Source organism: Pseudomonas sp. KH_024_B2, from assembly GCF_057839965.1.
The window spans coordinates 2972162-2997827 of the sequence record NZ_CM174502.1 but is presented as its reverse complement, the minus strand read 5'-3'; the positions used below and the strand labels follow the sequence as shown (position 1 = coordinate 2997827).

Genomic DNA, 25666 nt, shown 5'->3' with positions numbered 1-25666 from the left:
CATGACCGACCGGTTCCGTTATAGCGCCTGCCTGTTGCTGAGCCTGTGTACCGGTTGGGGGGCGATCAGTCCCACCGGGGCCGCCGAGGGGGGGCTGAGCCTGACCGCCGCATACGATGCCTCGCGCCTCAACGACCCGACCGTGCAATCGGCCGCCCACGCCTTCGATGCCTCGCGACATGAAGAGGCGATCGGTCGCGGCGGCCTCTACCCGCAAGTGTCGCTGACGTCGCGTTACGGCAACGGCGGGCGCACCGACGGCGGCGACGATCGTGGCTACGTCAACAGTAACGATTACCAGGCGAACAACGTCACCCTGGCGGCGCAACAACCGCTCTATGACAAGGGGCGCTGGGCGGCGTATCAGGAGGGCAAGGCGCGGGGGCAGTTGGGTACGCAGCTGTTCGACGTTGCCGGCCAGACCCTGTATGACCGGGTGGCCAAAGGCTATTTCGACGTCGCCCGGGCCGAGAATGAGATCAAGTTGATCGCCCAGCAAAAGGCCGCCATCAATGGCTTGGTCACACAGAGCAAAAAGCTTTATCAGGGCGGCCAGGGCGCGATCACCGATATAGATGAGGCCCAGGCGCGGCTCGATCTCGTCGACGCCCAGGAGGCTGAAGCCCAGGCCCGCCGCGTGGCTGCGTTGCGGGCCTTGTCCGGTCGCGCCAGCGTGCCCATCGATGACATCCAGCCGATGCGCGAAGCACTCGCCGCCGGTAGCCCGATCCCACCGGAGCAGGACTTGCCGTACTGGACGGCGATTGCCCGTGAAGCCAGCCCCGAGCTGGCGGCCCGGCTGGCGGCGGTGAAAGTCGCCGAGGCGCAGGCCGACAGCCAGCGCGCCGGGCATTATCCGACCTTGTCGCTGACCACTCAACTGACCCGCCGGGAAACCCGCCAGTACCAGGAACTCGATCCGCGCCAGGACACTTATTACGTGGGGGTGCAGCTGGATATTCCGTTGTATCGCGGCGGGGCGGTGCGCGCCTCGGTGGCGAAGGCCGAAGCACAATTGGCCGGTGCCCAGTCCGACTACGACGTACAGCGTCAACAGTTGGCCGAGGATATCGAGGCCGATTATCTGGGCGTCGTGGCCGGGTTCACCAAGAGCAAGGCGATGCAGCGGGCGGTGGAGTCCAATCAGCGGGCGCTGACCTCCACGGAAAAAGGCTTCCAGGGTGGAGTGCGTTCCACGGTGGACATTCTTGATGCCCAACAGCGGGTGTTCCAGGCCCGTCGAGACCTGCTCAACACCAAGCTCGACATGCTGCAAAGCTATGTGAGCCTGCACACCCACACCGGCCAGATGAACCGCGCGGTCCTGGAGCAGGTGCAAAGCCTGTTTTGAGCCGTAGGGTTGCAACCAGGTTCAAGATTGACGCCTATCGCCACGAGTTCGACCATGCCTGGGTGCCAATCCTGTGGGGGAGCCTGCACGCGAAAGCGGTGGATCAGCCTGCATCAATGTTGAGTGTACCGACGCCTTCGCGAGCAAGCTCGCTCCCACATTTGATCTGTGGCTGTCCTCGATTTTTGTGGCACTGCAAATCCCTTGTGGGAGCGAGCCTGCTCGCGAAAGCGGTGGGTCAGCTTGCATCAATGCTGAATGTGCCGCCGTCATCGCGAGCAAGCTCGCTCCCACATTTGATCTGTGGCTGTCCTCGATTTTTGTGGCACTGCAAATCCCTTGTGGGAGCGAGCCTGCTCGCGAAAGCGGTGGGTCAGCTTGCATCAATGCTGAATGTGCCGCCGTCATCGCGAGCAAGCTCGCTCCCACATTTGATCTGTGGCTGTCCTCGATTTTTGTGGCACTGCAAATCCCTTGTGGGAGCGAGCTTGCTCGCGAAAGCGGTGGGTCAGCTTGCATCAATGCTGAATGTGCCGACGCCTTCGCGAGCAAGCTCGCTCCCACATTTGATCTGTGGCTGTCCTCGATTTTTGTGGCACTGCAAATCCCTTGTGGGAGCGAGCCTGCTCGCGAAAGCGGTGGGTCAGCTTGCATCCATGCTGAATGTGCCGCCGCCTTCGCGGGCAAGCCCGCTCCCACAGGATGTGGGCTTGACTCAGGCTGTAAAGTCGCTGGCGTGCAGCTCCTTGACGCCCACCAGTTCGAATTCGAACTCGGGGGTGGCGTCGGCGTTGACACTGCCGTAGAGAATGCCATCGGCAAAGCGCAGTTGGCCGGTGGCGTTGGCAGGGTCGAAGGCGTTGCTGGCGATGAAGGTGAAGGCGTCGACAGCGGCGGTCAGCGGGTTGGCGTCCAGGCCGGTGAAATCCAGATGATCGCCCTCGGTGCTGTTGAAACCGTTGATCACATCGCGCAAAGCCCCGACGCCCATGTCCGACAGCGCACCAAACGCGTAGGTATCCGCGTCAGTGCCACCGGTGAGGTTGTCGGTGCCTGCACCGCCGATCAGCCGGTCATCGCCCGAACCGCCCACCAGCGTATCGTTGCCATCGCCGCCGCTCATGCTGTCGGCCCCTGCGGCACCATCGAGCACGTTATTGGCGGCATTGCCGGTGATGAAGTTGCGCCGCTCATTGCCGGTGCCGTCGATGTCCGACACGCCGGTGAGCACCAGGTTCTCGAGATTGGTGCCCAGGGTCCAACTGACCGAGGCCTGCACCGTATCAATCTGCGAGGTCGAGGTGTTGGTTTCCACCACACTGTCAAACGCGTTATCGACCACATAGCTGTCGTTGCCATCACCACCGGTCATGGTGTCGGCGCCCAGGTCGCCATCCAGCGTGCCGTTGCCCGAGCTGCCCACCAGGGTATCCGCCTGGTCGGTACCGGAAATCATCCCGCCCTGGTTCTGGGCGTTGTCGAAAATGTCCTGCACGCTGTTGTTGTCGTTGGGGTTGCCTTGGAAGCCAAGGTCATCGGCAATGTAGTCGGCCAGGCGCTGGCCGACGATCTCCGCCGACTCCTCGTGCAGGTGCCAGACGTCGTCGGGATACACCAGCGGATCGACTTCATAGCGCAAGGGCAGGTCGGTGTAGTCCACCGCCAGCTTGACGTCGGCGCGCTCGGCGGCGATGGCTTCCTGGGCGGCGCGGACATAGCCAACCCCCTCGACGATGGAGGCAATCTTCTCTTCCGAATAACCACGGGCACGCGCCGCGTCCTGCTGGTAGTGACCGGTTTCCATCAGGTACACGCTGAAGTTGCCGAACTGGGCATGCAGGTAATCAAACACCTTGAGGGTCGCGGCCTTGTAGGCCGCTGCTGCCGCTGCTTTGTCCGTGGCGCGGGCGATCTCCTGGGCGGCTTCCTCGCCCTGGCCCCAAATGATGCCCATGGTGACGTTATCGATGGATTGCAGTTCGGTGAGCTGGTCCCGCAGCAGCGTCACTGCCCGCAACAGCGCAGGCCCGGGTTGGTTGGTGTCGGTCAGCCACCAGCACAACTTGAGTTCCTCGGCGCTCAGAGTCGACAGGCCGTTGACCGTGCTGCCACCCAGCGCGATGTCGATGCCGTTGCCATCGGCATCGGTGAACTGGCTGCGCACGTCATAGGTGGTGTAGCGGTCCAGGTCCTTGACCAGCATCGACGTGCCGGACTGATCGTCGTCCTCCGTCATGCGCAGCAGGCGCGCATTGGATTGGCCGAGGGTGGGCAGGTAGAGGATGTCCTGCTGGGCGCGCTCGCCGAACATGAAGTCGCTGGCGGTCAGGGTGTTGAGGTAGTTGCCGTTGAGGGCGATTTCAAAACGATTGCCATCGGCATCCGCTTCGGCGGACTTGATGTAGGTCTTGTCGCCGGCCGCGTTGAGGACCTTGTACAGCGTGCCATTGCTGCCATCGCCGAAGCCGAGAAAGCCCAGGCCCGAAACATCGATCTTGTCGACGCCCGCGGTGAAGTCATAAATCGTGTCGGTGACCGTGATACCACCGGTGTCGTAGTCGCGGTAGCTGTCGAGCACGTTGGTGAAGCGGAAGGTGTCGGCACCGTCGCCGCCGTACAGCGAGTCGCGTCCAGCGCCGCCGTCGACGGTGTCGGCGCCAGTGCCAGCCTTGATCGTGTCGTTGCCACCGAGGCCGAGGATCAGGTCCGCACCCGCCGTGCCGTTGAGGGTTTCGGCGTTGTTGGTGCCGGTGACGGTGTTGGCGGGCGCATCGGCCACTACCAGGGCGAAGCTATCGCTGACCGATGCACCGGCCGGGTCCGTGGCCTTGACCAGCACGTTGTAATTGCCGGACGCGGTGCTGGTCGGCGTGCCGGTGAAGGTCAGGTTGGTGGCATTGAAGCTCAGCCACGCGGGCAGGGCGCTGCCGTCGGCCAGGGTCGCAGTGTAGGTCAATACATCCTGGTTGGCGTCGGTGAAGCTGTCATGGGTCACGGTGTAGCTGAACGGCATGCTTTCGGTGGCATTCTGGTCGAGAAGCGGGATGGCCACGACCGGCGCCACGTTGCTCGGGGTGGGCTGGTCGGCGAAGGCAAAATGACTGGCCGTCAGGCTACTCACCAGGTTGCCCGCCAGTGCCACTTCGAAGCGGTTGCCATTGGCGTCGGCGGTCAGGGACTTGATGTAAGTCTTGGTGCCGGCACTGTTGAGCACCAGGTACAGGGTGTTGTTCTTGCCATCCCCCAAGCCGGTGAAACCCATGGCCGAGAGGTCGATCTTGTCGGCGCTGATATCGAAATCGGTGATCAGGTCGCCAAGGTTGGCGCCGCCGGTGTTGTAGTTGCGGTAGCTGTCCAGGCGATTGGCGAACACAAAGATGTCCGCACCAAAGCCACCGGTGAGGGTGTCCATACCGGCACCGCCGTCGAGCTTGTCGTCGCCCGCGCCGCCACTGAGGCTGTCGTTACCCGCCAGGCCGAGCAGGGTGTCGGCCGAATCGCTACCCAGCAGCGAGTCGCTGCCGCTGGTGCCGGTGACCACACGATTGAAGATGAAATTGCTGGCGGTCAGGGTGCTGGTGAGGTTGCCCGAAAGAATCAACTCGAAGCGATTGCCGCTGGCGTCGGCATCGTAGTCCTTGATGTAGGTGCGGTCGCTGCTGGCGCTGTAGCTGACCTGCAGGGTGCCGCCACGGCCATTGCCCAGGCCGGTAAAACCGAGGCCGGCGAGGTCGATCTTGTCCTGGGTGACGTCGAAGTCGGTGATGGTGTCATCGAAGCTTGTGGTTGCGTTGCGGTAACTGTCAGACTGAGCGGCGAAACGGAACGTATCGGCGCCGGTACCGCCGGTGAGTTTGTCGATGCCTGCACCACCCACCAGAATGTCGCCACCGGCCCCGCCATTGATGGTGTCGTTGCCGGCACCGCCGTAGAAAATCTCGCTGGCGGTGCTGCCCAGCAGGGTGTCGTTGCCAGCCGTACCTTGCACGGTGGTCATCGGCACCGTGGCGCTGACATAGCTGCCGTCACCATAGACCAGCGTGGCACCCTTGCTGGTGTGGCTGATGGTATTGCCGATAATGGCGTTGCGATCAGTGCCGTCTTCGTTGCGTTCGGCGACGCCGTAGGTCGACAGGTCGCTGCCGATGATGATGTTGCCCTGGATCGTGTTATCGCTGCCGTTGAAGTACTTGCCGGACACGCCCAGGGTGTCGTTGTAGGACTGGATAATGATTTCCGGTACGGGGCTGCCCAGAGAATTATTGTTAAGCGTGTTGTCGATGATCTCGACGTGGTGACTGCCGTAGATGCGAACCCCGGCGCTGGTGTTGTCGTGGATATCGACGTCGCTGACCGTCACCTCGCTGGACATTTTGATCAGCACCCCTTCGGCGCCGTTGCCGTACACCTCGCCACCGGTGATGGTGATGTTGCTGGGGGAGGGGATGTCCTCGCTGCCGCGCTGGATCACGATGCCATTGCCGCCGTTGTCGTAGGCGACGTTATTGGTCATGGTGAAATCGTGGGTGCTGGTGACGACGTTGAAACCGTGGCGGTCGTTGTCGTAGGCGATGTTGTTTTCGAAGGTGCTGTCGCTGAGGAAGTCAGCAACGAAGCCGTCCAGGCCGTTGCCGTGGGACACGCAGTTCTTGATGACCATGTTGATGGTCTGCTCGTGGGGGTCGAAACCATACCCGGAGCAATCCTTGATCTCGACGCTGTCGAGGGTGACGTTGGAGTCGTAGCCCGCTTCGCCGGGAATGTAGCCGTTGAACCAACCGTCGATCTTGCCCGTGGTGCTGTCACGGTTGCCGTCGATGGTGAGGTTGCTGACGCCGAAGTCGTGGGTTTCCTCGCCATAGGCGGAGCGGATGACTCCCGTGATCTTGGTGTCGGAGCCGTCAGCCACCTTGACGGTAGTTGCGCCCATGCCGTCGCCGTACAGGTAGACGTTGCTCTTGAGCATCAGGCAGCCATCGGAAGGTTCCTCACCTCCCGAAACGATATAAGTTCCGGTCGGCATATACACCTGCCCCCCGCCTGCAGCGGCCGCAGCATCAATTGCACTTTGTATCGCCGCCGTGTCGTCAGTGATGCCATCTCCTTTGGCGCCAAAATTTTGTACATTGAAAATCATGAGATTATCTCCGTATCAGGCTAAAACCTCGGTAGATGCCAATATTCCATCGACAGCTACCGTTTTATGACCCAACGGAGCGCAAAAGTTGTGACCGAACATCGGAGAAGTGTCAAAAAACCGAACTAACTGATCAGCGGTTGTGAGGTATTTCGAAAAAGTAACGTTCTGTTGACGCTCGCTCAGGTAGCGAGCGATGCCCCTGTGGGTGGGAGCGGGCTTGCTCGCGAAGACGGTGGTTCAGGCGGCATTGATGTGACTGACACACCGCTTCCGCGGAGGACTGGCAGATGTGGCACCCACTTATGCGGCTGCCAACTCAGCGGGCGAGGGAAATTGCGCAATTACTGCCGCATAACTGGCAACCGCCTAGACTGGGTTAACTCACTAACCGAAGGACATAGAATGCTCATTGTCTTCAGCGGCCTTCCAGGTACCGGAAAGACGACTATCGCAAGTGACCTTGCCACCAGAATAAGTGCCGTGTATCTGCGGATCGATACGATTGAGCAGGCTATCCGAAATTCCGGTGCTCTGGCACAAGACGTGGGGCGCAGCGGTTACATGGTCGCTAATGAGCTTGCTCTGAGCAATCTTCGTTTTGGCAGCACGGTCATAGTTGACTGTGTTAACCCGGTAATCGAAAGCCGAAAGGCGTGGAGCGAAATCGCCACACGCTCTGGTGCTCCATTAGTGAATATCCAGGTGGTTTGCTCTGATAAACATGAACACCAGCGACGGGTAGAAACCAGGAAGATTGATGTTCCTGGGCTGACTCCACCAACCTGGCAGTCTGTATTGGATCATGAGTATGAGGCGTGGGATAACGCTCCGTTCAATATAGACACAGCCCTGACGTCTCCGGCGGAGGCAGTGGCAATGATCACTAAACGATTTTTATCCGAGGAGTAGCGCCAGCTAAAAGCCAAACGTAGCGGACGGTCATCATATCGACATCTTCGATTGACGACTGCCGCTGGTTTTCAGCAAAGGAGTTGGACAAGCGTAATGTCCGTGGCTCGATCAGGACATTGCTCAAGCGCTGTACGTCCGACTCGGGCAATAGATTAGCCGCTGCTAACGCTTGTTAGAAGCCGTGATGAGGTATATCCGGCTTGGTCGAAGCACACAGGCTCCGAGGGCAGATAAGGTCTGGTTCATGGTTTGAACGAGACTCTTACGTACATTCCGGATTTCGCGCCTCGTGGACAAATGAATGGGAGGCGGCCTCGATCCGCTCCTCGAGCTGAGCAATGTAAGTTTTAGCTTCCTTCAGGTTGGGGAACGAGATTACGTTTTCGCCAAGCCATACCTTGCATCCATTACCTTGCTCGTTTGTCTCAATTCTGATTTTCATCTGCAATCCCTATGCTGTTGGTGCGGCGCAGGGTATCGCATTTTTCAGATGTGTCAAAATGTATTGAAGGCTCTAAAATAAGGGTTTCAGAAGGGTGACAGATCAAGCGCCTGTCTTCGCCAGGTCTTTCTCAAGGTGATCCAGCAGCGTCGCCAATGCGTGGAATATGAATTCTGTGGTCGGTACTTCAGTCAGTACGCATACGGCGGCTTGAGCGCCGTCACATAAAATTCATCAAGATGGCGCTGTAGATCAACAACAAATCGATAGACTGGAATCTTTTGCCACAGGAAGGGCATTGATGCGCCGTGTGATTTTCAATCAAAAAGGTGGTGTAGGAAAGTCGAGCATCGTGTGCAACCTCGCCGCCGCAAGCGCAGCTGAAGGTTACCGCACGCTCGTTGTTGATCTGGATGCCCAAGCTAATTCCACTTACTACCTGACAGGGCTGACCGGGGATGACATCCCAGTTGGCATTGCCGATTTTTTCAAGCAAACGCTGTCTTCAGGGCCGGCTGTCAAGAAAAGTCGCGCTCAGATCTTTGAGACCGCCTATGACAATCTTCACCTCATCACGGCCAGCGGCGAGCTAGCCGATCTCCAGCCCAAGCTGGAAGCGAAATTCAAGATAAATAAACTGCGCCGGCTGCTGGACGATATTTCGCAAGACTACGAGCGGATTTACATCGATACGCCTCCGGCGATGAATTTCTATGCGTTCAGTGCGCTGATCGCGGCGGATGCGGTCTTGATTCCATTTGATTGCGATACCTTCGCTCGCCAAGCTCTGTACCAGGTGCTGGCACAGGTGGCAGAACTTCAGGCTGACCATAACGAGTCACTGGTCGTCGAAGGGATTGTGATCAATCACTACTCGAGCACCACTGGCTTTCACCGGAACCTGGTCGAAGAGCTCATCGCAGAAGGGCTGCCGGTGCTTCCGGTGTATCTCAGTAGCTCGGTCAAGATGCGTGAATCCCATGAGAGGTGCCAACCTCTGATCCACCTCGACCGGCGTCACAAGCTGACAGTCCAATTCGTTGAACTCTTGAACGTGTTAGAGGAAACAAATTAGATCAGTGCTGCTCAATCTTGACGATTTGATATCCCACGCACGGAATTCTCGGTGAGGAGGAGGGCACAATCCTCGGTAGCAGCGAGTTGAGTTGGGTGCTCGATCCTATCGACGGCACCCGAACTTTTATTACAGGCTTGCCGCTATGGGGAACGCTGATAGCCCTCAACAATGGTCAACGCCCGGTGCTGGGGGTAATAAATTCTCAGCTGTGTATCTATTTGTTCTTCCAACGATTATTTAGCAAGCCACGCCGGTCATCTTTTTTTTCCACTCAATTTCCAGCGATAAGTTTCGATTAATTGTTCGTAGTGACAAACCTGCGAAATCAACAAGATGCCTCTGACGGACTCCACAAAATCAACAGCATTCATGCCCCGGTGGACCATCCAATTTGAGAGAGATTCTTACCGTAAGGAACTGATCTGGCGGGAAATCCACCGTAGAAGCAACAGATTCCAGAGAACTGCCAGCGTTTACAGCTGTGAAGGTTGACAGTTGATCGGAAGATCGTAACGCATTGACCTTAAAGACTTTCTCAAAAAAATCGATGATAAGGCGGAAAATTTATTCTGTCTTCCGGCCTATGAGGAGATCAAAAAGTCAATCTTCCGGCTTTCAGATGCCGTCGATAATGTCGGAGCAGGCGTTGCAGTCGCTGGTATGTGCATACCTCTCCAAAGAGCATTTGGCGAATGCGGAGCAGGGCTGCCCCATTGCGGCGCTGGGGTCGGAGATGCCGCGCCAGGCGCCAGAAGTCCGCCGTGCGGCTACACGCCATATCAAGGAGATGATCGATATGTTCGGCTGTAGACCGGTGTTAGCTGCTGTCGCTTTGGCATCTTCAAGGCGACTGTGAATAGTTTGTAGGTGCTATGCGGTCCAGGAGCACCTGGTAGGTAGCTGTTTTCGCAGTTTCAGCAATATACCTGCTGATTGCTAAGGGCGAGGCTGGGATGAGCGGGTGTTTATAAGATCGCGAGCGGGGTAGGGGCATCGGACAATACCGGTCAGTGCCGACCTGCTCATGATAATGGCTTCCGAAAACAAAACATCCTGCGAAAGCGTAGCTCTCGCAGGATGTGGGAGATCATCTCATTAACCCCAGCCTATTAAAGGCCAGGTATTGCGCGCAAGCAGGTTTAATCGACTGCTTTGACCATGTCTTCGATGACTTTCTTGGCATCGCCGAACACCATCATGGTCTTGTCCAGGTAGAACAGTTCGTTGTCCAGACCGGCATAGCCGCTGGCCATCGAGCGCTTGTTGACGATGATGGTCTTGGCCTTGAACGCTTCGAGAATCGGCATGCCGGCAATCGGCGATTTCGGATCGTTCTTCGCCGCCGGGTTGACCACGTCGTTGGCGCCAAGCACCAGCACCACGTCGGTCTGACCGAATTCGGAGTTGATGTCTTCCATCTCGAACACTTGCTCGTAAGGCACTTCGGCCTCGGCCAGCAGGACGTTCATGTGCCCCGGCATCCGCCCGGCAACCGGGTGAATGGCGAACTTTACGGTGACGCCGCGGTGAGTCAGCTTTTCCGCCAGCTCCATCAGCGAGTGCTGGGCACGCGCCACTGCCAGGCCATAGCCGGGCACTATGATCACGGCATCGGCGTTGGTCAGCAGGAACGCAGCATCGTCGGACGAGCCGGACTTCACCGGGCGCGCTTCCTTGGCGCCGGCAGGACCGGCCACGTCGGCTGCGCCGCCGAAACCGCCGAGGATCACGTTGAAGAACGAGCGGTTCATCGCCTTGCACATGATGTACGAGAGGATCGCGCCCGATGAGCCCACCAGGGAACCGGCGATGATCAGCATCGAGTTGTTCAGCGAGAAACCGATACCGGCCGCCGCCCAGCCCGAGTAGCTGTTGAGCATCGACACCACTACCGGCATGTCGGCGCCGCCGATCGGGATGATGATCAGCACGCCCAGTACGAAAGCCAACGCCAGCATCATTGCGAACGCCGTGAGGTCGCCGGTGAACGTGAACACCAGGCCCAGGCCCAGGGTGGACAAGCCCAGCACCAGGTTCAACTTGTGTTGACCGCCGAACTGTACCGGTGCGCCCTGGAACAGGCGGAACTTGTACTTGCCCGACAGCTTGCCGAACGCAATCACCGAACCGGAGAAGGTGATGGCACCGATCGCCGCGCCAAGGAACAGCTCCAGTCGGTTACCGGCTGGAATCGAATCGCCCAGTAGCTTGACGATACCCAGCGATTGCGGCTCGACCACGGCGGCGATCGCGATGAATACCGCGGCCATACCGATCATGCTGTGCATGAAGGCGACCAGTTCCGGCATCTTGGTCATCTCGACGCGCTTGGCCATGATCGAACCGGCGGTGCCACCGACCAGCAGGCCGACGATGACATAGCCAATGCCCGCTGTAGCGAGCTCGGCGCCGAGTTTGTAGACCAGGCCGACCGTGGTGATGATTGCCAGCGCCATACCCAGCATGCCGTACACATTACCGCGTCGCGAGGTGGTCGGATGCGACAGGCCTTTGAGGGCCTGGATAAAGCAGATCGATGCGAACAAATACAAGGAGGTAACCAGGTTCATGCTCATGCTTTTTGCACCTCGACAGTGACTGCTGCGGCCTTGGTCACCGGAGCTTTCACAGGGGCCATCTTCTTCTTGAACATTTCCAGCATGCGCCGGGTGACCAGGAAGCCACCGAACACGTTGACCGCGGCCAACGCCACGGCCAGAGTGCCCATGGTCTTGCCCAGCGGTGTTACGGTCAAAGCCGCCGCCAGCATGGCGCCGACGATAACAATCGCCGAAATGGCGTTGGTCACTGCCATCAATGGCGTGTGCAGTGCAGGTGTAACGTTCCAGACCACGTGATAACCGACATAAATCGCCAGCACGAAGATGATCAGGTTGTAGATACCGGGGGAGATAAGCTCTTCCATCGTCTGAATCCCTGCTTAGGCGTTTTTGCGGATGACTTGGCCGTCGCGGCACATCAGGCACGCGGCGACGATGTCGTCTTCGAGGTTGAGCTGGAACTGGCCTTCCGGTGTGAAGACCAGCTTCAGGAAGTCCAGCAGGTTGCGGGCATACAGCGCCGAGGCATCTGCAGCGACCTGTGCCGCCAGGTTGGTGTGGCCAACGATGGTCACGCCGTGAGCGATGATCACCTGATCGGCGACGGTCAGCGGGCAGTTGCCGCCTTGCGCCGCCGCGAGGTCGATGACCACCGAGCCTGGCTTCATTTGCGCGACGGTTTCAGCGCTCAGCAATACTGGTGCCTTGCGACCCGGGATCAGCGCGGTGGTAATGACGATGTCCGCTTGCTTGGCGCGCTCATGGACCGCCAATGCCTGACGTCGCATCCAGCTCGCCGGCATCGGCCGCGCATAACCGCCGACACCGACGGCGCATTCGCGCTCTTCATCGGTCTCGTAAGGCACGTCGACGAACTTGGCGCCGAGGGATTCGATCTGCTCTTTCACTGCCGGACGCACGTCCGAGGCTTCAATCACCGCGCCGAGACGCTTGGCAGTAGCGATCGCCTGCAAACCGGCCACACCGGCACCGAGAATCAGCACCCGTGCCGCTTTCACGGTACCGGCAGCGGTCATCAGCATCGGCATGAAGCGCGGATAATGATAAGCGGCCACCAGCACGGCTTTATAGCCGGCAATGTTGGCCTGAGAAGACAGCACATCAAGGCTTTGTGCACGGGAGGTGCGCGGTGCGGCTTCGAGGGCGAAGGCGGTGATGCCACACTCGGCCAGCTTGGCAATGGTTTCATTGCTGAACGGATTGAGCATGCCCACCAACACGGTGCCGCCCTTGATCAGCGCCAGCTCGCTGTCGCTGGGGGCGACGACCTTGAGAATCAGCTCTGCCCCAAACGCATCGTTGGCGCTGCCAATGGTCGCACCTACGGCTGCATAGGCACTGTCGACAACGCTGGCGTTAATGCCGGCGCCGCTTTGCACAGTGACTTTATGGCCTTGGCCGATCAGCTTCTTGATGGTTTCCGGAGTTGCGGCAACCCGCGTTTCACCGGTCTGGGTTTCGAGAGGAACACCAATGTGCACGTCAAATCTCCTGCATGATCATCTTATTGCTGTTGATCTTTATAAGAAGGCCAGCGCACTCCGGATGGTGCTGCTGGGGCGGCCGATCAGCACGACCCCGCGTTAACAAGGCGGGGCGCGGCATTTTGCAGGCGAACTTTGTGCCCTTCAGGGATTATGAGGAGGGATAGAAAAATTGTGTTGTTCGAAAACCGACCTGTGCATGTCGGTGACAAACAAGTTGTCGTTTTCAGGCAGCCTTCTCACAACTGCTACCAAATTGCTCACTGTCTATGAGCAGAGGCGCTAACTTAACCCTTTCCGCTTTTAACCCTGGCCTTTGTGACCCTCTATATAGAGGCCTCGTGGTGTCGTTTTTCGAATGTCCATTCAACTTGGGTGTGACTTTTGCAAATAAATACAAATAGCCCGCCATGTTTCGGACGGGCAATAAAAAGAGCCTGCGCCTGAGGCCATTCACCCGCTTTGTGTGAGGAGATACCACGATGACAACGTTCAACACCGGGACAAAGCCCCAGAACCGTGCGCCTCAATCCATCGGTTTTTTACTGTTGGACAATTTCACGCTGATTTCTCTGGCTTCCGCCGTCGAACCCCTGCGCATGGCAAATCAGTTATCCGGTCGCGAGCTATATCGTTGGACCACACTTACCGCCGACGGCGGCCAGGTCTGGGCCAGCGATGGACTGCAGATCACCCCTGATGCCTCGATGCACGAAGCGCCGGTGATGGACACCGTCATCGTCTGCGGCGGTGTCGGCATTCAACGTACCGTGACCCGCGCGCATGTGTTGTGGCTGCAGAGTCAGGCGCGTCAGTCCAAGCGTCTTGGCGCGGTGTGCACTGGCAGCTGGGCCTTGGCCGGTGCCGGATTACTGGATGGCTTCGATTGCAGCGTGCACTGGGAATGTCTGGCGGCGATGCAGGAAGCTTTCCCGCGCGTAGTCATGAGCACCCGGCTGTTCACCCTGGATCGTAACCGTTTCACCAGTTCCGGCGGCACCGCACCGCTGGACATGATGCTGCACCTGATCAGCCGTGATCATGGTCGTGAACTGTCGGCAGCCATCTCGGAAATGTTCGTCTACGAGCGCATCCGCAACGAACAGGATCACCAACGCGTGCCGCTCAAGCACATGCTCGGCACCAATCAGCCGAAGTTGCAGGAAATCGTGGCGCTGATGGACGCCAACCTGGAAGAGCCGATCGACCTCGACGAACTGGCGGTATACGTTGCCGTGTCGCGGCGTCAGCTGGAGCGGCTGTTCCAGAAGTACCTGCACTGTTCGCCATCGCGCTACTACCTGAAACTGCGCTTGATCCGCGCCCGGCAGCTGCTCAAGCAAACGCCGATGTCGATCATCGAAGTGGCGTCGGTGTGTGGCTTCGTGTCCACGCCGCACTTCTCCAAGTGCTACCGCGAATACTACGGCATTCCGCCACGCGACGAGCGTGTAGGTTCCAACACCGCGCAACAAGTGGGGATGATACCGCTGCCGCAAGCCCTGGTGCTGTCACCATTGTCCGGACCGTTGTCGGCGCTCAGCCAGGCCCGCGACGAATCGACGTTTGCCAGCGTCCGAATATAAATCACTTCACGATGGACTCTGAGGTATCGGTAAGAGCCTCAGAGTACCTGCTGAACCCAGTCATTCCACCCTGAGTTTTCCCCCTCCTGTTCAATAGCTAAAGCTCGCACGCTCGTCATTCCATTCGCAATAGTCCCTTTACTCATCCCACACGCCTGGTGCTGCTGATACAGCTGTCGTGTTTGGAATAGTGGGCATCGTCCATGCGCCAGCCGCAGTTCACTTGGCGAGCGACCATTAAGGGGCAATAGGTATCGCCCGCGCGGCGGGTTCCACACCTTACTGGAGGGGGAGTATGCAAAAAACACCTGAGTCACCGATCGACAAGGTGGTTTTCTGGGCGGCTGCCGTGATTTCAGCCTCGTTCGTCGCCTGGGGGGCGCTCTCGCCCAAGGCCATGGCGACGGCGTTGCAGGCGCTGCTGGACACCATCATCGACGATTTCGGTTGGAGTTTCGTCGTCTCCACCGTGTTCTTCCTGGGCTTCGCGCTGTTCCTGGCCTTTGGCCGCTTCGGCGCAATCAAGCTGGGCAAGGACGGGGAGCAACCCGAGTTCAGCACTTCGTCGTGGATCGCGATGATGTTCAGCGTCGGCATGGGCATCGGGCTGATGTTCTGGGGTGTGGCCGAGCCGATCACGCACTTTGCGACGTCACCGCATGGACTGGCGCAGCCGCACTCCAGGGAAGCAGCCAAGCTGGCAATGGAGTACGCCTACTTCCACTGGGCGTTCCACCCTTGGGCGATCTATGCCATCGTCGGTCTGGTTATTGCCTACTTCTCGTTCCGCAAGGGGCTGCCGAACCTGATATCCAGCGCCTTTACGCCGCTGATCGGCGAGGCGGGTGTACGCGGGCCGTTGGGCAAGTCGATCGACGTGCTGGCGGTTCTGGCCACTCTTTTCGGCACCGCCACCTCGCTCGGCCTGGGCGCGCAGCAGATCAACAGCGGCCTGAACTACCTGTGGCACACCGGCGAATCGAATGGCATTGCGTTGACGATCATCGCGGTGATGACGGTGCTCTTCATCCTCTCCGCGGTATCCGGCGTGGGCAAAGGGGTGCAGTTCCTGAGCAACGTCAACATGGTGGTTGCCGTGCTGTTGCTGCTGTTCCTCGCGGCGGTGGGCCCCAGCGTGTTCATCATGAACACGCTGGTCGCGTCGATAGGCGAGTACATCCGCGAGCTGGTGCCGATGTCGTTTCGCACCGCGGCCTTCAGTGATGGCAAGTGGCTCGCCGGCTGGACCATCTTCTACTGGGCCTGGTGGATCTCCTGGGCGCCGTTCGTGGGCACCTTCATCGCGCGAATTTCGCGCGGCCGCAGCATTCGCGAGTTCGTCGTCTGCGTCATCTTCATTCCCAGTGGGGTGACGATGGTGTGGTTCTCAATCATGGGCGGCGCGGCCCTGTACTCGGAGTTGGCAGGCGCCGGCGGCATCGCTGCAGCAGTGAATGATCAGGGACCGGCAGTGGCGCTCTTCGTGCTGCTGGCTCAGTATCCCGCCGCAACGCTGACTTCGTTTGCGGCCATCGTGCTGATCGGCGTGTTCTTCATCTCGGGGGCCGACGCGGGCTCCATCGTCATGGGCATGCTGTGCGCCCGCGGCAACCTGGAGCCGCCGCGCTGGCTGGTGGTGCTGTGGGGCACGCTGGCGGGTGCGGCGGCCTCGGTGCTGCTGGTGATGGGCGGCCTGGGTGGGCTGCAGACCGCGGCCATCATCGTCGCCGCGCCGTTCCTGGTGGTGATGATTGGGATGTGCGTGTCGCTGTGGAAAGCTCTGCTGGATGACCAGCAGGTTGGCGAGGCGCGTGAGCCGTGTGCCGCCCCCGGCGATACAGAGCGTGCTGCTTTGGATTGAAGGTCCAGATCAGGTACTGCATCGCGGCGTCGCGCGAGCCGAGGCCGTGCTGCTTGTAGAGCAGATGAGCCTTCTCGACCTCGGCCATGTCGAGCTTCACGCTGAGGCCGGGCTGCCTCGGCACTTCTACCAGGCCGCCCTTGACCTGCAGCGCCTGCTGGGTGAGGCGCTGGCCGTCCTTACGCTGCATTCCCTCAGGCGGCGCTAAACAGCTTGTGCGGATCCATGACGAATTTCTTCGGCACCCCGGCATCGAACTCGTGGTAACCGCGCGGCGCGTCGTCCAGGCTGATCACCTGCACGCCGACGACCTCGGCAATGTTGATCCGGTCCCACATGATCGCCTGCATCAGTTGACGGTTGTACTTCATCGTCGGGGTCTGGCCGGTGTGGAAGCTGTGGGACTTGGCCCAGCCAAGGCCGAAACGGATGTTCAGGCTGCCATGCTTGGCGGCTTTGTTGACCGCGCCCGGGTCTTCGGTGACATACAGACCGGGGATCCCGATATTGCCGGCGACCCGCACCACGCCCATCAGCGCGTTGAGCACGTCGGCCGGGGCCTCGTGCTGCGCGCCGTCATGGCCGTGGCCACGGGCTTCGAAGCCGACCGCATCGATCGCACAATCGACTTCCGGCTCACCGAGCAGGTCGGCGATCTGCTCGTGCAGCGGAGTGTCCTGGGTCAGGTCGGCGATCTCGAAGCCCTGGGCCTTGGCATGCGCCAAACGCAGCAGATTGACGTCGCCGACTATCACCACCGCCGCACCAAGCAGACGGGCGGAGGCGGCAGCAGCCAGTCCGACCGGACCGGCACCGGCGATATACACTGTGCTGCCAGGGCCGACACCGGCGGTCACCGCGCCGTGGTAGCCGGTCGGCAGGATATCGGAGAGGCAGGTCAGGTCGCGGATTTTCTCCATAGCCTTGTCGCGGTCGGGCAGCTTCAGCAGGTTGAAGTCGGCATACGGCACCAGCACGTATTCGGCCTGGCCACCAACCCAGTCGCCCATGTCCACATAGCCATAGGCACCGCCGGGGCGCGCCGGGTTGACCGTCAGGCAGACGCCGGTGTGCTGTTCCTTGCAACTGCGACAACGGCCGCAGGCGACGTTGAACGGCACCGAGACCAGGTCACCAATCTGCACGTTTTCCACGTCACGGCCTTTCTCAATCACCTCACCAGTAATCTCATGGCCAAGCACCAGCCCGACCTGGGCCGTGGTCCGACCACGCACCATATGCTGGTCGGAGCCGCAGATATTGGTCGAAACCACGCGCAGGATCACGCCATGGTCGATGCGCTTGCCGCGTGGGTCTTCCATTTTCGGATAGGGGATGGTCTGCACCTCGACCTTGCCTGCGCCGAGATACACGACACCACGATTACCAGACATGCTTTACACCTCGCTTTTGTTGTTGTGAGAACACAGCCCTTGTACTGCGAAGGGTCGTGCGTCCTTACAGTGCAGCGGTATATGTCTTGCGTTTCGCGTGATTGCAGATTGGTTGGAAGTCACCTTCCAACGACGCGTGATTAGCAATCATCGTATCGATCCTACGCCTGGTATCAGCACTCTGCGAGAGCATTTAGCACCCAATCACCACCAGTTTCTGGACTCTCAACCACTGCAGGCGCCGACCCATTGCGCCAGGGTCGAGCGGGCGATTGGCAGCACGGCACGGCCGAAGATTTTCTCTTGCCGATACAGCGACAGAGTGGGGCACTTTGATCCGGATCGTGGCAGGAAGAGCTTGAGGCCCGCGGTCGACGGCGATGCCTTGATCGGATAAAAACCGTTTGCAGTGCCAGGTTTTTTCTGCGCGATGTCAGTTTGTTGGAGAGAGGGGCACCAGTCCAACTCTGGAGAAGCTTGATGAGTTGTGCCGCGTTCTCGGAGTCCATATGCGAAGGGAGGAAACAAATGACGTAGAGATCTTTCTTGATCGCGTGCGTAGTGAGCTACAACTCATTCAGCCAACGTAGAAAAGGCTGCGGGGCAGGGTGGTCGCGGCTGATAATTATCGAAGCGCGAAGGCTGGGGAATCTGTTTTCCGGAGTAGGAAACCGCAAGTCAGGCACGGCTAGGGCCAAGCTGAAAAGTCCGGAAGACTAGCTACGCATTTTGTCACCCAAAAAGTAGGATAGCGTCGATTGGGAGCTCTTGTGAAAGCTGATCGCAGCGCATGATCCCAATCGCCAGACCACCCAGAAACGATCAGCCCAAATTCATCGAGAATCCTATCAAGGACGACATTGAATTCGGAGGGATAATCTCCCAGCTCTATATCCGTATTGAGGATCCGAGCATCTTTGTAGTCCCCATGAATTTTTAGGATGTAACATTGGGTGTGAGTGATCGGTTCTGCGCCAGCAAGCGTATCAACGGAACTCACGACTGTTGGCTCAATTCCGAGGTCGCGTAATGCGTTCTCCATGAGACGATCAAAATTCGTGGTGATAATTACTCTGATGAAACCAGACTTCACCATCTCTGCGATGGCTCTGTGAGCAGGGGTAGGCATCTTCATGCCGTCTTCCAACTCCTGCTCGGTTGGCTCAAGAAAACCTTGAATGATAGCTCTGCGCTCTGTTTGCGTAGTCGCAAGCTCTTCGAGCAACGTCGAGTAATTTGGTTGGTTCCCAGTACGCTCAACGTACCAGGCATGCCAGTCTTCCTGATAAGGAACCCCTGCCGTTATGCCGGCGCGCTTAATGAGTTCCATGGTGATTTCCCACCCGGTAGGAATACCTGCTGACCTAGACAGGCCAGATCCGATCAGTACGGCATACACGCCTTTGTTCTCATGCATCGAAAACGCCAACTGGGTGGTTGGATCACCAGAAATCACGCTCATTTTATTCATCCAGTTTGAAAGGTTAGGGTTACAAAGCCGGCTCGCTGGCGCTCACACCCAAAAAGAAATCCCTGAAGGTCCTCAGATAATACTTAGACAGTCTCTAGAAAATCAGGAACGACTCACTAGCGTAATAGCTCAGCTTCAGCTACGCATTGATCCCGGTGCCAGTCCTGCCAAGCTGTCTGTTCACGCTTAAAGGTTTCCGAACAAACAATGCGGGGTCGAATAAGGTGGATATCACTTGTATCTTGAGCAAAGACATAGCGATCAGCATGCTCGATGATGATCTTTCGCACCAGTCGTGCCGTACCTTCATCAATCGTAGTGCCACGCTGCCATGGCCTCTGACCAATGCAAGTGTAGAGCAAGTGTTTCGGGCTCAAAGGTAGAAGTATGTCTCCATTCTCGACTCCCCAGCCGCCGTCAAAGTCATAGCTTTTGGGGCTTGTGAAGTTGAGACGAACAACAGGATTGTCAGTCGTGGGCCAGGAGATGCCCGCCGGGGCGTGAAGAATTGACCAGCGATAAGTTGGCAGTCGATTTATGGTGCGCGTCAAGAGATGCCGCACGTTCCACAGCCATAACCGTCTCCCGACCATCGTTTTGGCTTCTAGCATTCGGCTGCCATCTGGCTTGCTCTCGATGGAGACATTAAGAGGGAAGGCATTGGCACTATCTGCCTCTGTTTTCGGAAGTGCTGATCCGCGTTTCGCAGTCTCATGCAGCTTGTTAACCGAGTTCTCAATTGTCTCGTTCATCATATCTTGCAATGTTTCCCGCTGTCGGGCTAGGAACTCCTTGAGCCGCGCGGGGGTACGAACATCTTGAGCTACGGCGAAGCGAGCCAAATGTCTCCAGTGCTCAGGAGACAGCCGCTGTTCACGAACGACCCGGCTAATAGCTTCTTCCGCCGGTCCTTCAAACTCCCTATCTAGCCAACGCTCAAACTCGTCCGTTTCCCTTGTCCCGAGAAATAGGTGTAGAGATGTTGGTGAAAAGCTATGCCTTTAAGTGAGTGATCTTTCCAAAGTGGATAGTTGTCGCTCGGCACCAGTAGTCGATAGGTCGGGATTTTGCCGTCTTGCGCCCACTGCTTAAGGTAGAGCTTTGGCACGTAATGGTTGTCTTTGCGCAGTTGTTGCATCGTCGTATACCTACTTTAGCGGCCTGTTTGAAGCCAGTTGCACAAGACTGCCATGCTCAAACGCATCCAAGTAGTGTAGGCACTGTTCAAGAAGCTTGATCAAGGTTGACTGACTTAAAAAGCTGCCCGGCTGTTGCCTAGCTAAACACGTCAATCAGCTATCCCATCGGAAATGAATTTCTCCATTTTATTTGGCCCAGCTGCCTTCAGACCTTCTCCTTGGATAGAACGATACCAACTCACTAGAGCTTGCTTCATCTGTTGATCATCCTTCCTCCAAACCGGTCCAAGATGCTCAGCCCACAATTCGATCTCACGCTCAGTGACTGGTGAATTGGAGCTTAAGATCTCGGCAGCGTTGACCAGCATCCGAGCCAGCGCTTGGTCTATAACTTCCTCTGGAATCGACCAGTGTGCATTATGACCCAAGCAGTCCGTATAAAAGCCCAGCTGCTTCAATTGATCCAGTAGGTGCGGATGATCTGACTTTTCATCGAAGATCGGGCGCATATCGTCAAGAGAGCGGGCACCTTCTGCCGCTAGCTGTGGAAGGATCCACTGTAAGTTCTTGCTTGTGTGAGAGCGATACCGCCTCCACTCCACCTTCAACTCCGATTCATCACCGGCGACCGCCATACCCCGAATAATTGAGGTTTTTCCAGACTCTTCGATAGACAGGGCAGCCAATGACGCTGCTGAGGGAAATCTGCCTGCATCAAGAAGCAACTTGGCATCCTCAGCAAGCCGCACGGCATTTCCCGATGCGGCATTGATCCCCTTGGCGATCTGAGAGTGACAGAGTGGTCCTTTATAGCCGTCGAGCTTCTTCTGCATAGTGAATCGTCCCTACTTCTGTAGAAAGGATGAATGACTGCTTTTGGTCCAGGCTGTGTGAAAACGCATGCGCCGATTTGACGTCTGCGTTGCTACGTAAAATCTGTCGGCGCTTGGTTAGTCAGCAGACCTAAATTTTACGTAGGAACGCGATTTTCGTTCCGATTACGACTGTTAAACTTGCTCTAAAACGTTTTCGCACAGCCTGGGCCGATAGCTGTCAGTGGGGAAGGGCAGCTATCGACCCATAGCTGCCGGTCAGCAACGGCAGAATTCGGCCAGAAACAGCCACGCACGAGATACCGCTTACAATCTAAAGCTGCGACAACACCGAGGGTGGAGCCTGTGCAATTTGTACCTAAGAAGTCTGCGGTAAAGGTGAACGACGCTGGGTCGGTCCAGTCCCAATACCGATGGATTTCGGTCGAATCGATTGCGATGAGAACGTTGTCGAGTTGCAGGAGCAGAACGCGAATCATTTTTGCAGCGATTCCCTGGCCCATGAAACTACTGTCTGATTGATTGCGATTACTGGCGCCGTATTGGCTTCCAATTGTTCTGACGACTGCCGTTGTACTGTCTATCGTAGTAGGACGACATCCGGCACGTGGCCAAAGAACTAATGCCCCAGCATCGGAGGCCGAATCAAACAAACGTCCAAGCTCACTTTTTGCAGTTATTGAGTCCATATCTTTGCGCAAGGAGTATTCGCTTATGATCGCAAAGTATAGTTCGCTATTTACCGCTTCCTGCAAGCTGACATTTTTTTGTCTCGTCGTTGCCAGCCCGGCATACGCAGGCATGATAACGGGCTGGTGGGGTGGTTCTTGGTCCTGCAATATCGACGGGCGGTCGGCGCAAATGAAGTGGACCGTGGTCGAGGATAGCCAAACGACCGACAACGGTGATGGCACAGCCACCAGTACTTCCGGCGCCCGCTGGAAGGGAAGTTTTTCCGATAATGGTTCAAAGTGGGTGGCACTGACCAATCCACGCTTTGGCAATAAAGGAGGACTGTACTTCAACCACGCTGATGGTAATCGATGGTATTTACCCAAACCTACGGGTAATAAAACTACGGGATGGACAACTTGGAACGGTCAGCAATATCCATTAAGTTGCTGGAAGTAGATCGAAGATGTCCATCACTTTGATCGACCATAGCTCATGCAGACGACGCTAAAACGCTTGCAGAGGCCTATTACACGATAATTTGAACACTGTCAGTCCCTGCAGTGATCAAGAGGACTACAGGAGTTTCGACTATCAGTGACGGAGGATCACCGACATGTGGGTAGGCTCAATTAGACTGATCATAGAAACGAAGGACGCACCAAATGCGGGGACAGATAGCCTGGTACGGACTTCCGTGTTGAGAAATGGTTCAGAGGTGCTGTTGCTAAACCTGGACTATCCAAGAGAGGACGATCTAGAGCGTGGCGCGATCCGCAACTACGACTACGTGGGGCCAACGAAGGTGCTGCGGAGAAATGACAAGACCCCAGCACTCCCCCCAGGGATTGGCCAGAGTCCAATGCCATATCCCGGATATGGCATTGAGTTCTCCGATGGACTAAACGGCCACTTAAAGCTCAAATTACAAATACACGGTAGCGATATGTGGATCAAGGACAACGTTGACTTGTATGTTCGATTCATTCGCCTACGAGCAACCAGCTTCGACACTTTGACGTGGATTGAAGACCCCGACTGGACTTACATTGCTAGCTGGACTAGAGATGTGGCAATGAGCACTGACAGAGCTGAAGGCTCTGCCACCTGGACTTTAAATCTGCCTTAGGGACAATCCGAACAAGCTATGAGTTGAGCAAGAGCTTGTTCAATCCACTTTCAGCCCGAGGACAGGAGACTTAATCCGCAAGCAACCAGGGTTTACCCTGGTTGCTGCGCTTTACGGACGCAACTATCTGCGCAGATCAGCAACTGACTGTGTGCCATCCAACGGCCCGATAGGACAACAGCGTGACTAGCGCTCCGACCCTCGACGGCCTGCTGAGTCGGTGGGTTAACCTTCCCCTAGCCATTGGAGGGGGTGGTGTTTTTAGTGCACGTAATCTCGATGAATGAGGTGCAAATTCTCTCCTTGCAGATATCCCTAGTGCCGATGAGTTTAGTAGAGACTCCTCGCTCACCAACGTTCTCTTCGGGGTACTGAGTTGCGCGTAGGTAACCTTGCGTCTTGCACCATGCCGTTGCAGCTTCCTCTCCGCAACGTTTGGCCCACTCAACACAGAAGTCTAGGCGCAAGCCCTCGTACATAGGCGTTGCAAATGTCTTAGAGGTAGCCTCTGACTCCCGCTCAAGCCACTTTTGATTTATTGCCAAAGCCAAAACCACGAATGCAATACCCACCATGGCGGCCACCAGTCTTGGTACGCCACCAATCTGTGGAATCTTGAGTTCCTTGACCTCAATACCACCGCCGAAAACCCCGGCGGCAATCAAAATTCCCCCTAGTACAAAGGCCATTGTCTCTAGCGACATTATTCAGAGCCTCCTGGAACGCTCGTTAAAGAGTAGCTACATATTATGGTCACAGCCAGGAGCAACAGGAGGTCAGCACAATGAGACTAGCGGATGCTCAACCAATTTGTGGCGCGTACCAGCTTGCACCAAATGCTGATCGACGAGTTGGTGGCCGAAGGCTTGCCCGTGTTGCCGGATTATTTGAGTAGCACGGTCAAAATGCGTGAGTCCCATGAAAACGTCGGTGCCCATGATCCACCTGGCGCCACACCATAAGCTTTCATCGGAATTCGTCAGTTTGTTTTCCGCTTTGGAAAGAGCCAGTTGATCGCAGGACCACTGTTGAAATCTCAGCGTCTGGCACCCGCACGGTGCGTTCGACATAGCCGTCAAAGGCGGTCGGCATCATCTCCACTCGTTCCATCTCCAGGACTTCTGCCACCGTCAGCCCGTTGTACTGCGGGTGCAGCAGTTCGCCCCAGAGAGCACGGCAGCGTTGGCCGAGCCAGGCACTCAGTTCCTCGAAGGTGTGGAACATGCAGTTTTGAGCATCGAGCCAGATGCGCCGTCGGCTATCTTGGACGTTCTTTTCAACGATGCCTTTCTCCCACCCCGAGGCCACGTTGCAGAAGTCCGGATCGAACAGGTAGTGTGCGCACATCACGGCAAACCGGGCATTGACCGTCCGGCCCTTGCCCTTGTTGACCTTATCGACAGCGGTCTTCATGTTGTCGTAGATGCCGCGACGCGGCACCCCACCTAGCGCGCCAAACGAGCGGGTATGGGCATCGAACAACATCTCGTGGCCTTGGCTGGGATACGCAACCAACCAAAATGCGCGACTGGCACACAGCTTCATGTGGGAGACCTGGATGCGTCGGAATAGGCCACCAATCAGAAGACCTTCTTCGCTCCAGTCAAATTGGAAAGCCTCACCCAGCGCGAACGTCAGCGGTACAAACGCACGTAAGGATTTGCCTTGTTCACCGTGCCACGAGCGTATGAAGGCGGTGAGCTGGCTGTAGCCGCCGTCGTAACCCTCGGCCTTGATCATCTCAAAGAGTGCTTTGGCGCTCCTGCGGTTGTGCTTTGCCCGGAAGGAATCGACCTTGAGCGCCTGTTCCAGCGTCTCGTGAAATGGACTGAGTTTGTTGAAGGCTGCGCACCGCAGGTACGCCGGTTGAGTTGCTTCGGGTGCTCTGACCCATTTTCGGATGGTGTTTCTCGACAGCCCAGTACGCTTGGCTATCTGATGCAGCGACAACTTGTCGCGAAAATACATGCGCCGAATTTTGCCCATCATTTCCATGCTGATCACCCTGTGTTCTCCTGCTCAAAAATTGAGCAGAAGCAGTTGAACACCTGGGTCAGTTTTCGGTCAGCGGCAACAGGTTGGTATGCCGCTATTCCTTATGTAGGGGCTGCAATCGGCATGTACCTGATAGGACGCCGATCCGACCGTGTCGGCGAAAGACGCTACCACTGTGCAGTACCGGCGAGCATCGGGGCGTTGCTGCTCTTTATGTTTCCCTTTGCAGAAGGGCACTTGATGGTATCGCTGGCGCTGCTGACGGTGGCGACAACAACGATTTTCATGGCTTACACAGTGTTTTGGGCCATGCCGTCCGAACACATCAAGGGCGATGCAGCGGCGGGAGGTATCGCTTTCATTAACACCATCGGCCTGTGCGGTGGCTTTTGGGGACCTGCGGTTATTGGTTGGGCAAAAACGGCAACCGGCAGTATGAACCTGGGCATCGTTGCCGTGGGCTGCGCATCCCTTTGTGCGGCACTGGTCATCACTCGGAGCAGATCCTTATCGAGTGACCACGCTGCACCTGAATACAGCGCTGTGTGATCAGCTACTGGCAACTTCAACTTAATCGTCATGTTCCGCAAGGAACCC

The 25666-nt window shown here is 57.4% G+C and carries 18 protein-coding genes and 3 pseudogenes; 10 read left to right on the top strand and 11 right to left on the bottom strand.

The genetic code is table 11. The features are described from left to right. Position 1: 1 nt before the first annotated feature. The gene (locus AC3I0A_RS14055; RefSeq protein ID WP_489372452.1) at positions 2-1351 is read left to right on the top strand and encodes a TolC family outer membrane protein; all 1350 of its coding nucleotides are present in this window, start codon (positions 2-4) and stop codon (positions 1349-1351) included. Between the two features lie 715 nt (positions 1352-2066). On the opposite strand, the gene AC3I0A_RS14050 is transcribed toward AC3I0A_RS14055, so the two are convergent. Further along, complete coding sequence (locus tag AC3I0A_RS14050) at positions 2067-6488, bottom strand: glycosyl hydrolase family 28-related protein (RefSeq protein WP_489372450.1); 4422 nt, start codon at positions 6486-6488, stop codon at positions 2067-2069. Between the two features lie 405 nt (positions 6489-6893). On the opposite strand from AC3I0A_RS14050, the gene AC3I0A_RS14045 reads away from it, so the two are divergent. From AC3I0A_RS14045 to AC3I0A_RS14035, 3 genes and pseudogenes are all read left to right on the top strand, one after another. Then, positions 6894-7400, top strand: a complete 507-nt coding sequence (locus tag AC3I0A_RS14045) for a P-loop nucleotide/nucleoside kinase family protein (protein WP_489372449.1) — start codon at positions 6894-6896, stop codon at positions 7398-7400. A gap of 746 nt (positions 7401-8146) precedes the next feature. Continuing rightward, complete coding sequence (locus tag AC3I0A_RS14040) at positions 8147-8920, top strand: ParA family protein (RefSeq protein WP_489372448.1); 774 nt, start codon at positions 8147-8149, stop codon at positions 8918-8920. A 29-nt stretch (positions 8921-8949) separates the two neighbouring features. Beyond that, positions 8950-9123, top strand: a pseudogene (locus AC3I0A_RS14035) (inositol monophosphatase family protein); the annotation flags it as partial. Between the two features lie 939 nt (positions 9124-10062). On the opposite strand, the gene AC3I0A_RS14030 reads toward AC3I0A_RS14035, so the two are convergent. The 3 genes from AC3I0A_RS14030 to AC3I0A_RS14020 are packed head-to-tail and all read right to left on the bottom strand — an operon-like array spanning position 10063 to position 12986. Then, on the bottom strand, positions 10063-11499 hold the full coding sequence (locus AC3I0A_RS14030; protein WP_489372446.1) for an NAD(P)(+) transhydrogenase (Re/Si-specific) subunit beta: 1437 nt from the start codon (positions 11497-11499) through the stop codon (positions 10063-10065). After that, entirely contained in the window at positions 11496-11849 is a 354-nt protein-coding gene (locus AC3I0A_RS14025; protein WP_489372445.1) for an NAD(P) transhydrogenase subunit alpha part 2, read from the bottom strand. Before AC3I0A_RS14025 ends, AC3I0A_RS14030 begins: the two co-directional genes overlap by 4 nt. A 15-nt stretch (positions 11850-11864) precedes the next feature. Further along, complete coding sequence (locus AC3I0A_RS14020) at positions 11865-12986, bottom strand: Re/Si-specific NAD(P)(+) transhydrogenase subunit alpha (RefSeq protein ID WP_489372444.1); 1122 nt, start codon at positions 12984-12986, stop codon at positions 11865-11867. Between the two features lie 485 nt (positions 12987-13471). Here AC3I0A_RS14020 and gbdR point away from each other — a divergent pair, with 485 nt between their 5' ends. The 3 genes from gbdR (at position 13472) to AC3I0A_RS14005 (ending at position 16644) form a co-directional block, all read left to right on the top strand. Then, positions 13472-14575 (top strand): choline metabolism transcriptional regulator GbdR, encoded by a 1104-nt coding sequence (gene gbdR / locus AC3I0A_RS14015; protein WP_489372442.1) that lies wholly within the window; start codon positions 13472-13474, stop codon positions 14573-14575. Between the two features lie 295 nt (positions 14576-14870). Further along, a complete protein-coding gene (locus AC3I0A_RS14010) occupies positions 14871-16436 on the top strand; it encodes a BCCT family transporter (protein ID WP_489372441.1) in 1566 nt (521 codons plus the stop codon). Beyond that, the gene (locus AC3I0A_RS14005; protein ID WP_489372439.1) at positions 16420-16644 is read left to right on the top strand and encodes a hypothetical protein; all 225 of its coding nucleotides are present in this window, start codon (positions 16420-16422) and stop codon (positions 16642-16644) included. The genes AC3I0A_RS14010 and AC3I0A_RS14005 overlap by 17 nt, the downstream gene beginning before the upstream one ends. Here AC3I0A_RS14005 and fdhA read toward each other — a convergent pair. The 5 genes from fdhA to AC3I0A_RS13980 all read right to left on the bottom strand — a co-directional run bounded on the left by fdhA (position 16631) and on the right by AC3I0A_RS13980 (position 21273). Continuing rightward, positions 16631-17830 carry a formaldehyde dehydrogenase, glutathione-independent gene (gene fdhA, locus AC3I0A_RS14000; RefSeq protein ID WP_489372435.1) on the bottom strand — a complete coding sequence of 400 codons (1200 nt, stop codon included), beginning with the start codon at positions 17828-17830 and terminating at the stop codon, positions 16631-16633. The genes AC3I0A_RS14005 and fdhA overlap by 14 nt on opposite strands. A 688-nt stretch (positions 17831-18518) precedes the next feature. Continuing rightward, the gene (locus tag AC3I0A_RS13995; RefSeq protein ID WP_489372434.1) at positions 18519-19292 is read right to left on the bottom strand and encodes an SIR2 family protein; all 774 of its coding nucleotides are present in this window, start codon (positions 19290-19292) and stop codon (positions 18519-18521) included. Positions 19293-19417: 125 nt separating this feature from the next. Beyond that, on the bottom strand, positions 19418-20194 hold the full coding sequence (locus AC3I0A_RS13990; protein WP_489378502.1) for a DUF4238 domain-containing protein: 777 nt from the start codon (positions 20192-20194) through the stop codon (positions 19418-19420). A 32-nt stretch (positions 20195-20226) separates the two neighbouring features. Further along, entirely contained in the window at positions 20227-20439 is a 213-nt protein-coding gene (locus tag AC3I0A_RS13985) for a DUF4238 domain-containing protein (protein ID WP_489372433.1), read from the bottom strand. A 150-nt stretch (positions 20440-20589) separates the two neighbouring features. After that, positions 20590-21273: an AbiV family abortive infection protein gene (locus tag AC3I0A_RS13980; RefSeq protein WP_489372432.1), complete on the bottom strand. Its 684-nt coding sequence runs from the start codon at positions 21271-21273 to the stop codon at positions 20590-20592. 714 nt (positions 21274-21987) lie between these two features. Between AC3I0A_RS13980 and AC3I0A_RS13975 the strand changes: the two genes are divergently transcribed. Beyond that, the gene (locus AC3I0A_RS13975) at positions 21988-22404 is read left to right on the top strand and encodes a DUF6006 family protein (protein ID WP_489372431.1); all 417 of its coding nucleotides are present in this window, start codon (positions 21988-21990) and stop codon (positions 22402-22404) included. 906 nt (positions 22405-23310) lie between these two features. On the opposite strand, the gene AC3I0A_RS13970 is transcribed toward AC3I0A_RS13975, so the two are convergent. Beyond that, positions 23311-23778 (bottom strand): hypothetical protein, encoded by a 468-nt coding sequence (locus AC3I0A_RS13970; protein ID WP_489372430.1) that lies wholly within the window; start codon positions 23776-23778, stop codon positions 23311-23313. 93 nt (positions 23779-23871) lie between these two features. Here AC3I0A_RS13970 and AC3I0A_RS13965 point away from each other — a divergent pair. Next, positions 23872-24088 (top strand): annotated as a pseudogene (locus tag AC3I0A_RS13965) (ParA family protein); the annotation flags it as partial. A 33-nt stretch (positions 24089-24121) separates the two neighbouring features. Here the strand turns inward: AC3I0A_RS13965 and istA are convergent. Next, positions 24122-25069: pseudogene (gene istA / locus AC3I0A_RS13960) on the bottom strand (IS21 family transposase); the annotation flags it as partial. A 45-nt stretch (positions 25070-25114) separates the two neighbouring features. Here istA and AC3I0A_RS13955 point away from each other — a divergent pair. Further along, on the top strand, positions 25115-25618 hold the full coding sequence (locus AC3I0A_RS13955; RefSeq protein WP_489372429.1) for an MFS transporter: 504 nt from the start codon (positions 25115-25117) through the stop codon (positions 25616-25618). The last annotated feature ends 48 nt before the right edge of the window (positions 25619-25666 follow it).

What these genes read in the sequence shown, in the direction of transcription:
- AC3I0A_RS14055 (WP_489372452.1), top strand. Translation starts at nt 2, where the DNA reads ATGACCGACCGGTTCCGTTATAGCGCCTGCCTGTTGCTGAGCCTGTGT.
- AC3I0A_RS14050 (WP_489372450.1), bottom strand. Translation starts at nt 6,488, where the DNA reads ATGATTTTCAATGTACAAAATTTTGGCGCCAAAGGAGATGGCATCACT.
- AC3I0A_RS14045 (WP_489372449.1), top strand. Translation starts at nt 6,894, where the DNA reads ATGCTCATTGTCTTCAGCGGCCTTCCAGGTACCGGAAAGACGACTATC.
- AC3I0A_RS14040 (WP_489372448.1), top strand. Translation starts at nt 8,147, where the DNA reads ATGCGCCGTGTGATTTTCAATCAAAAAGGTGGTGTAGGAAAGTCGAGC.
- AC3I0A_RS14030 (WP_489372446.1), bottom strand. Translation starts at nt 11,499, where the DNA reads ATGAGCATGAACCTGGTTACCTCCTTGTATTTGTTCGCATCGATCTGC.
- AC3I0A_RS14025 (WP_489372445.1), bottom strand. Translation starts at nt 11,849, where the DNA reads ATGGAAGAGCTTATCTCCCCCGGTATCTACAACCTGATCATCTTCGTG.
- gbdR (WP_489372442.1), top strand. Translation starts at nt 13,472, where the DNA reads ATGACAACGTTCAACACCGGGACAAAGCCCCAGAACCGTGCGCCTCAA.
- AC3I0A_RS14010 (WP_489372441.1), top strand. Translation starts at nt 14,871, where the DNA reads ATGCAAAAAACACCTGAGTCACCGATCGACAAGGTGGTTTTCTGGGCG.
- fdhA (WP_489372435.1), bottom strand. Translation starts at nt 17,830, where the DNA reads ATGTCTGGTAATCGTGGTGTCGTGTATCTCGGCGCAGGCAAGGTCGAG.
- AC3I0A_RS13995 (WP_489372434.1), bottom strand. Translation starts at nt 19,292, where the DNA reads ATGAGCGTGATTTCTGGTGATCCAACCACCCAGTTGGCGTTTTCGATG.
- AC3I0A_RS13985 (WP_489372433.1), bottom strand. Translation starts at nt 20,439, where the DNA reads ATGCAACAACTGCGCAAAGACAACCATTACGTGCCAAAGCTCTACCTT.
- AC3I0A_RS13980 (WP_489372432.1), bottom strand. Translation starts at nt 21,273, where the DNA reads ATGCAGAAGAAGCTCGACGGCTATAAAGGACCACTCTGTCACTCTCAG.
- AC3I0A_RS13975 (WP_489372431.1), top strand. Translation starts at nt 21,988, where the DNA reads ATGATCGCAAAGTATAGTTCGCTATTTACCGCTTCCTGCAAGCTGACA.
- AC3I0A_RS13970 (WP_489372430.1), bottom strand. Translation starts at nt 23,778, where the DNA reads ATGTCGCTAGAGACAATGGCCTTTGTACTAGGGGGAATTTTGATTGCC.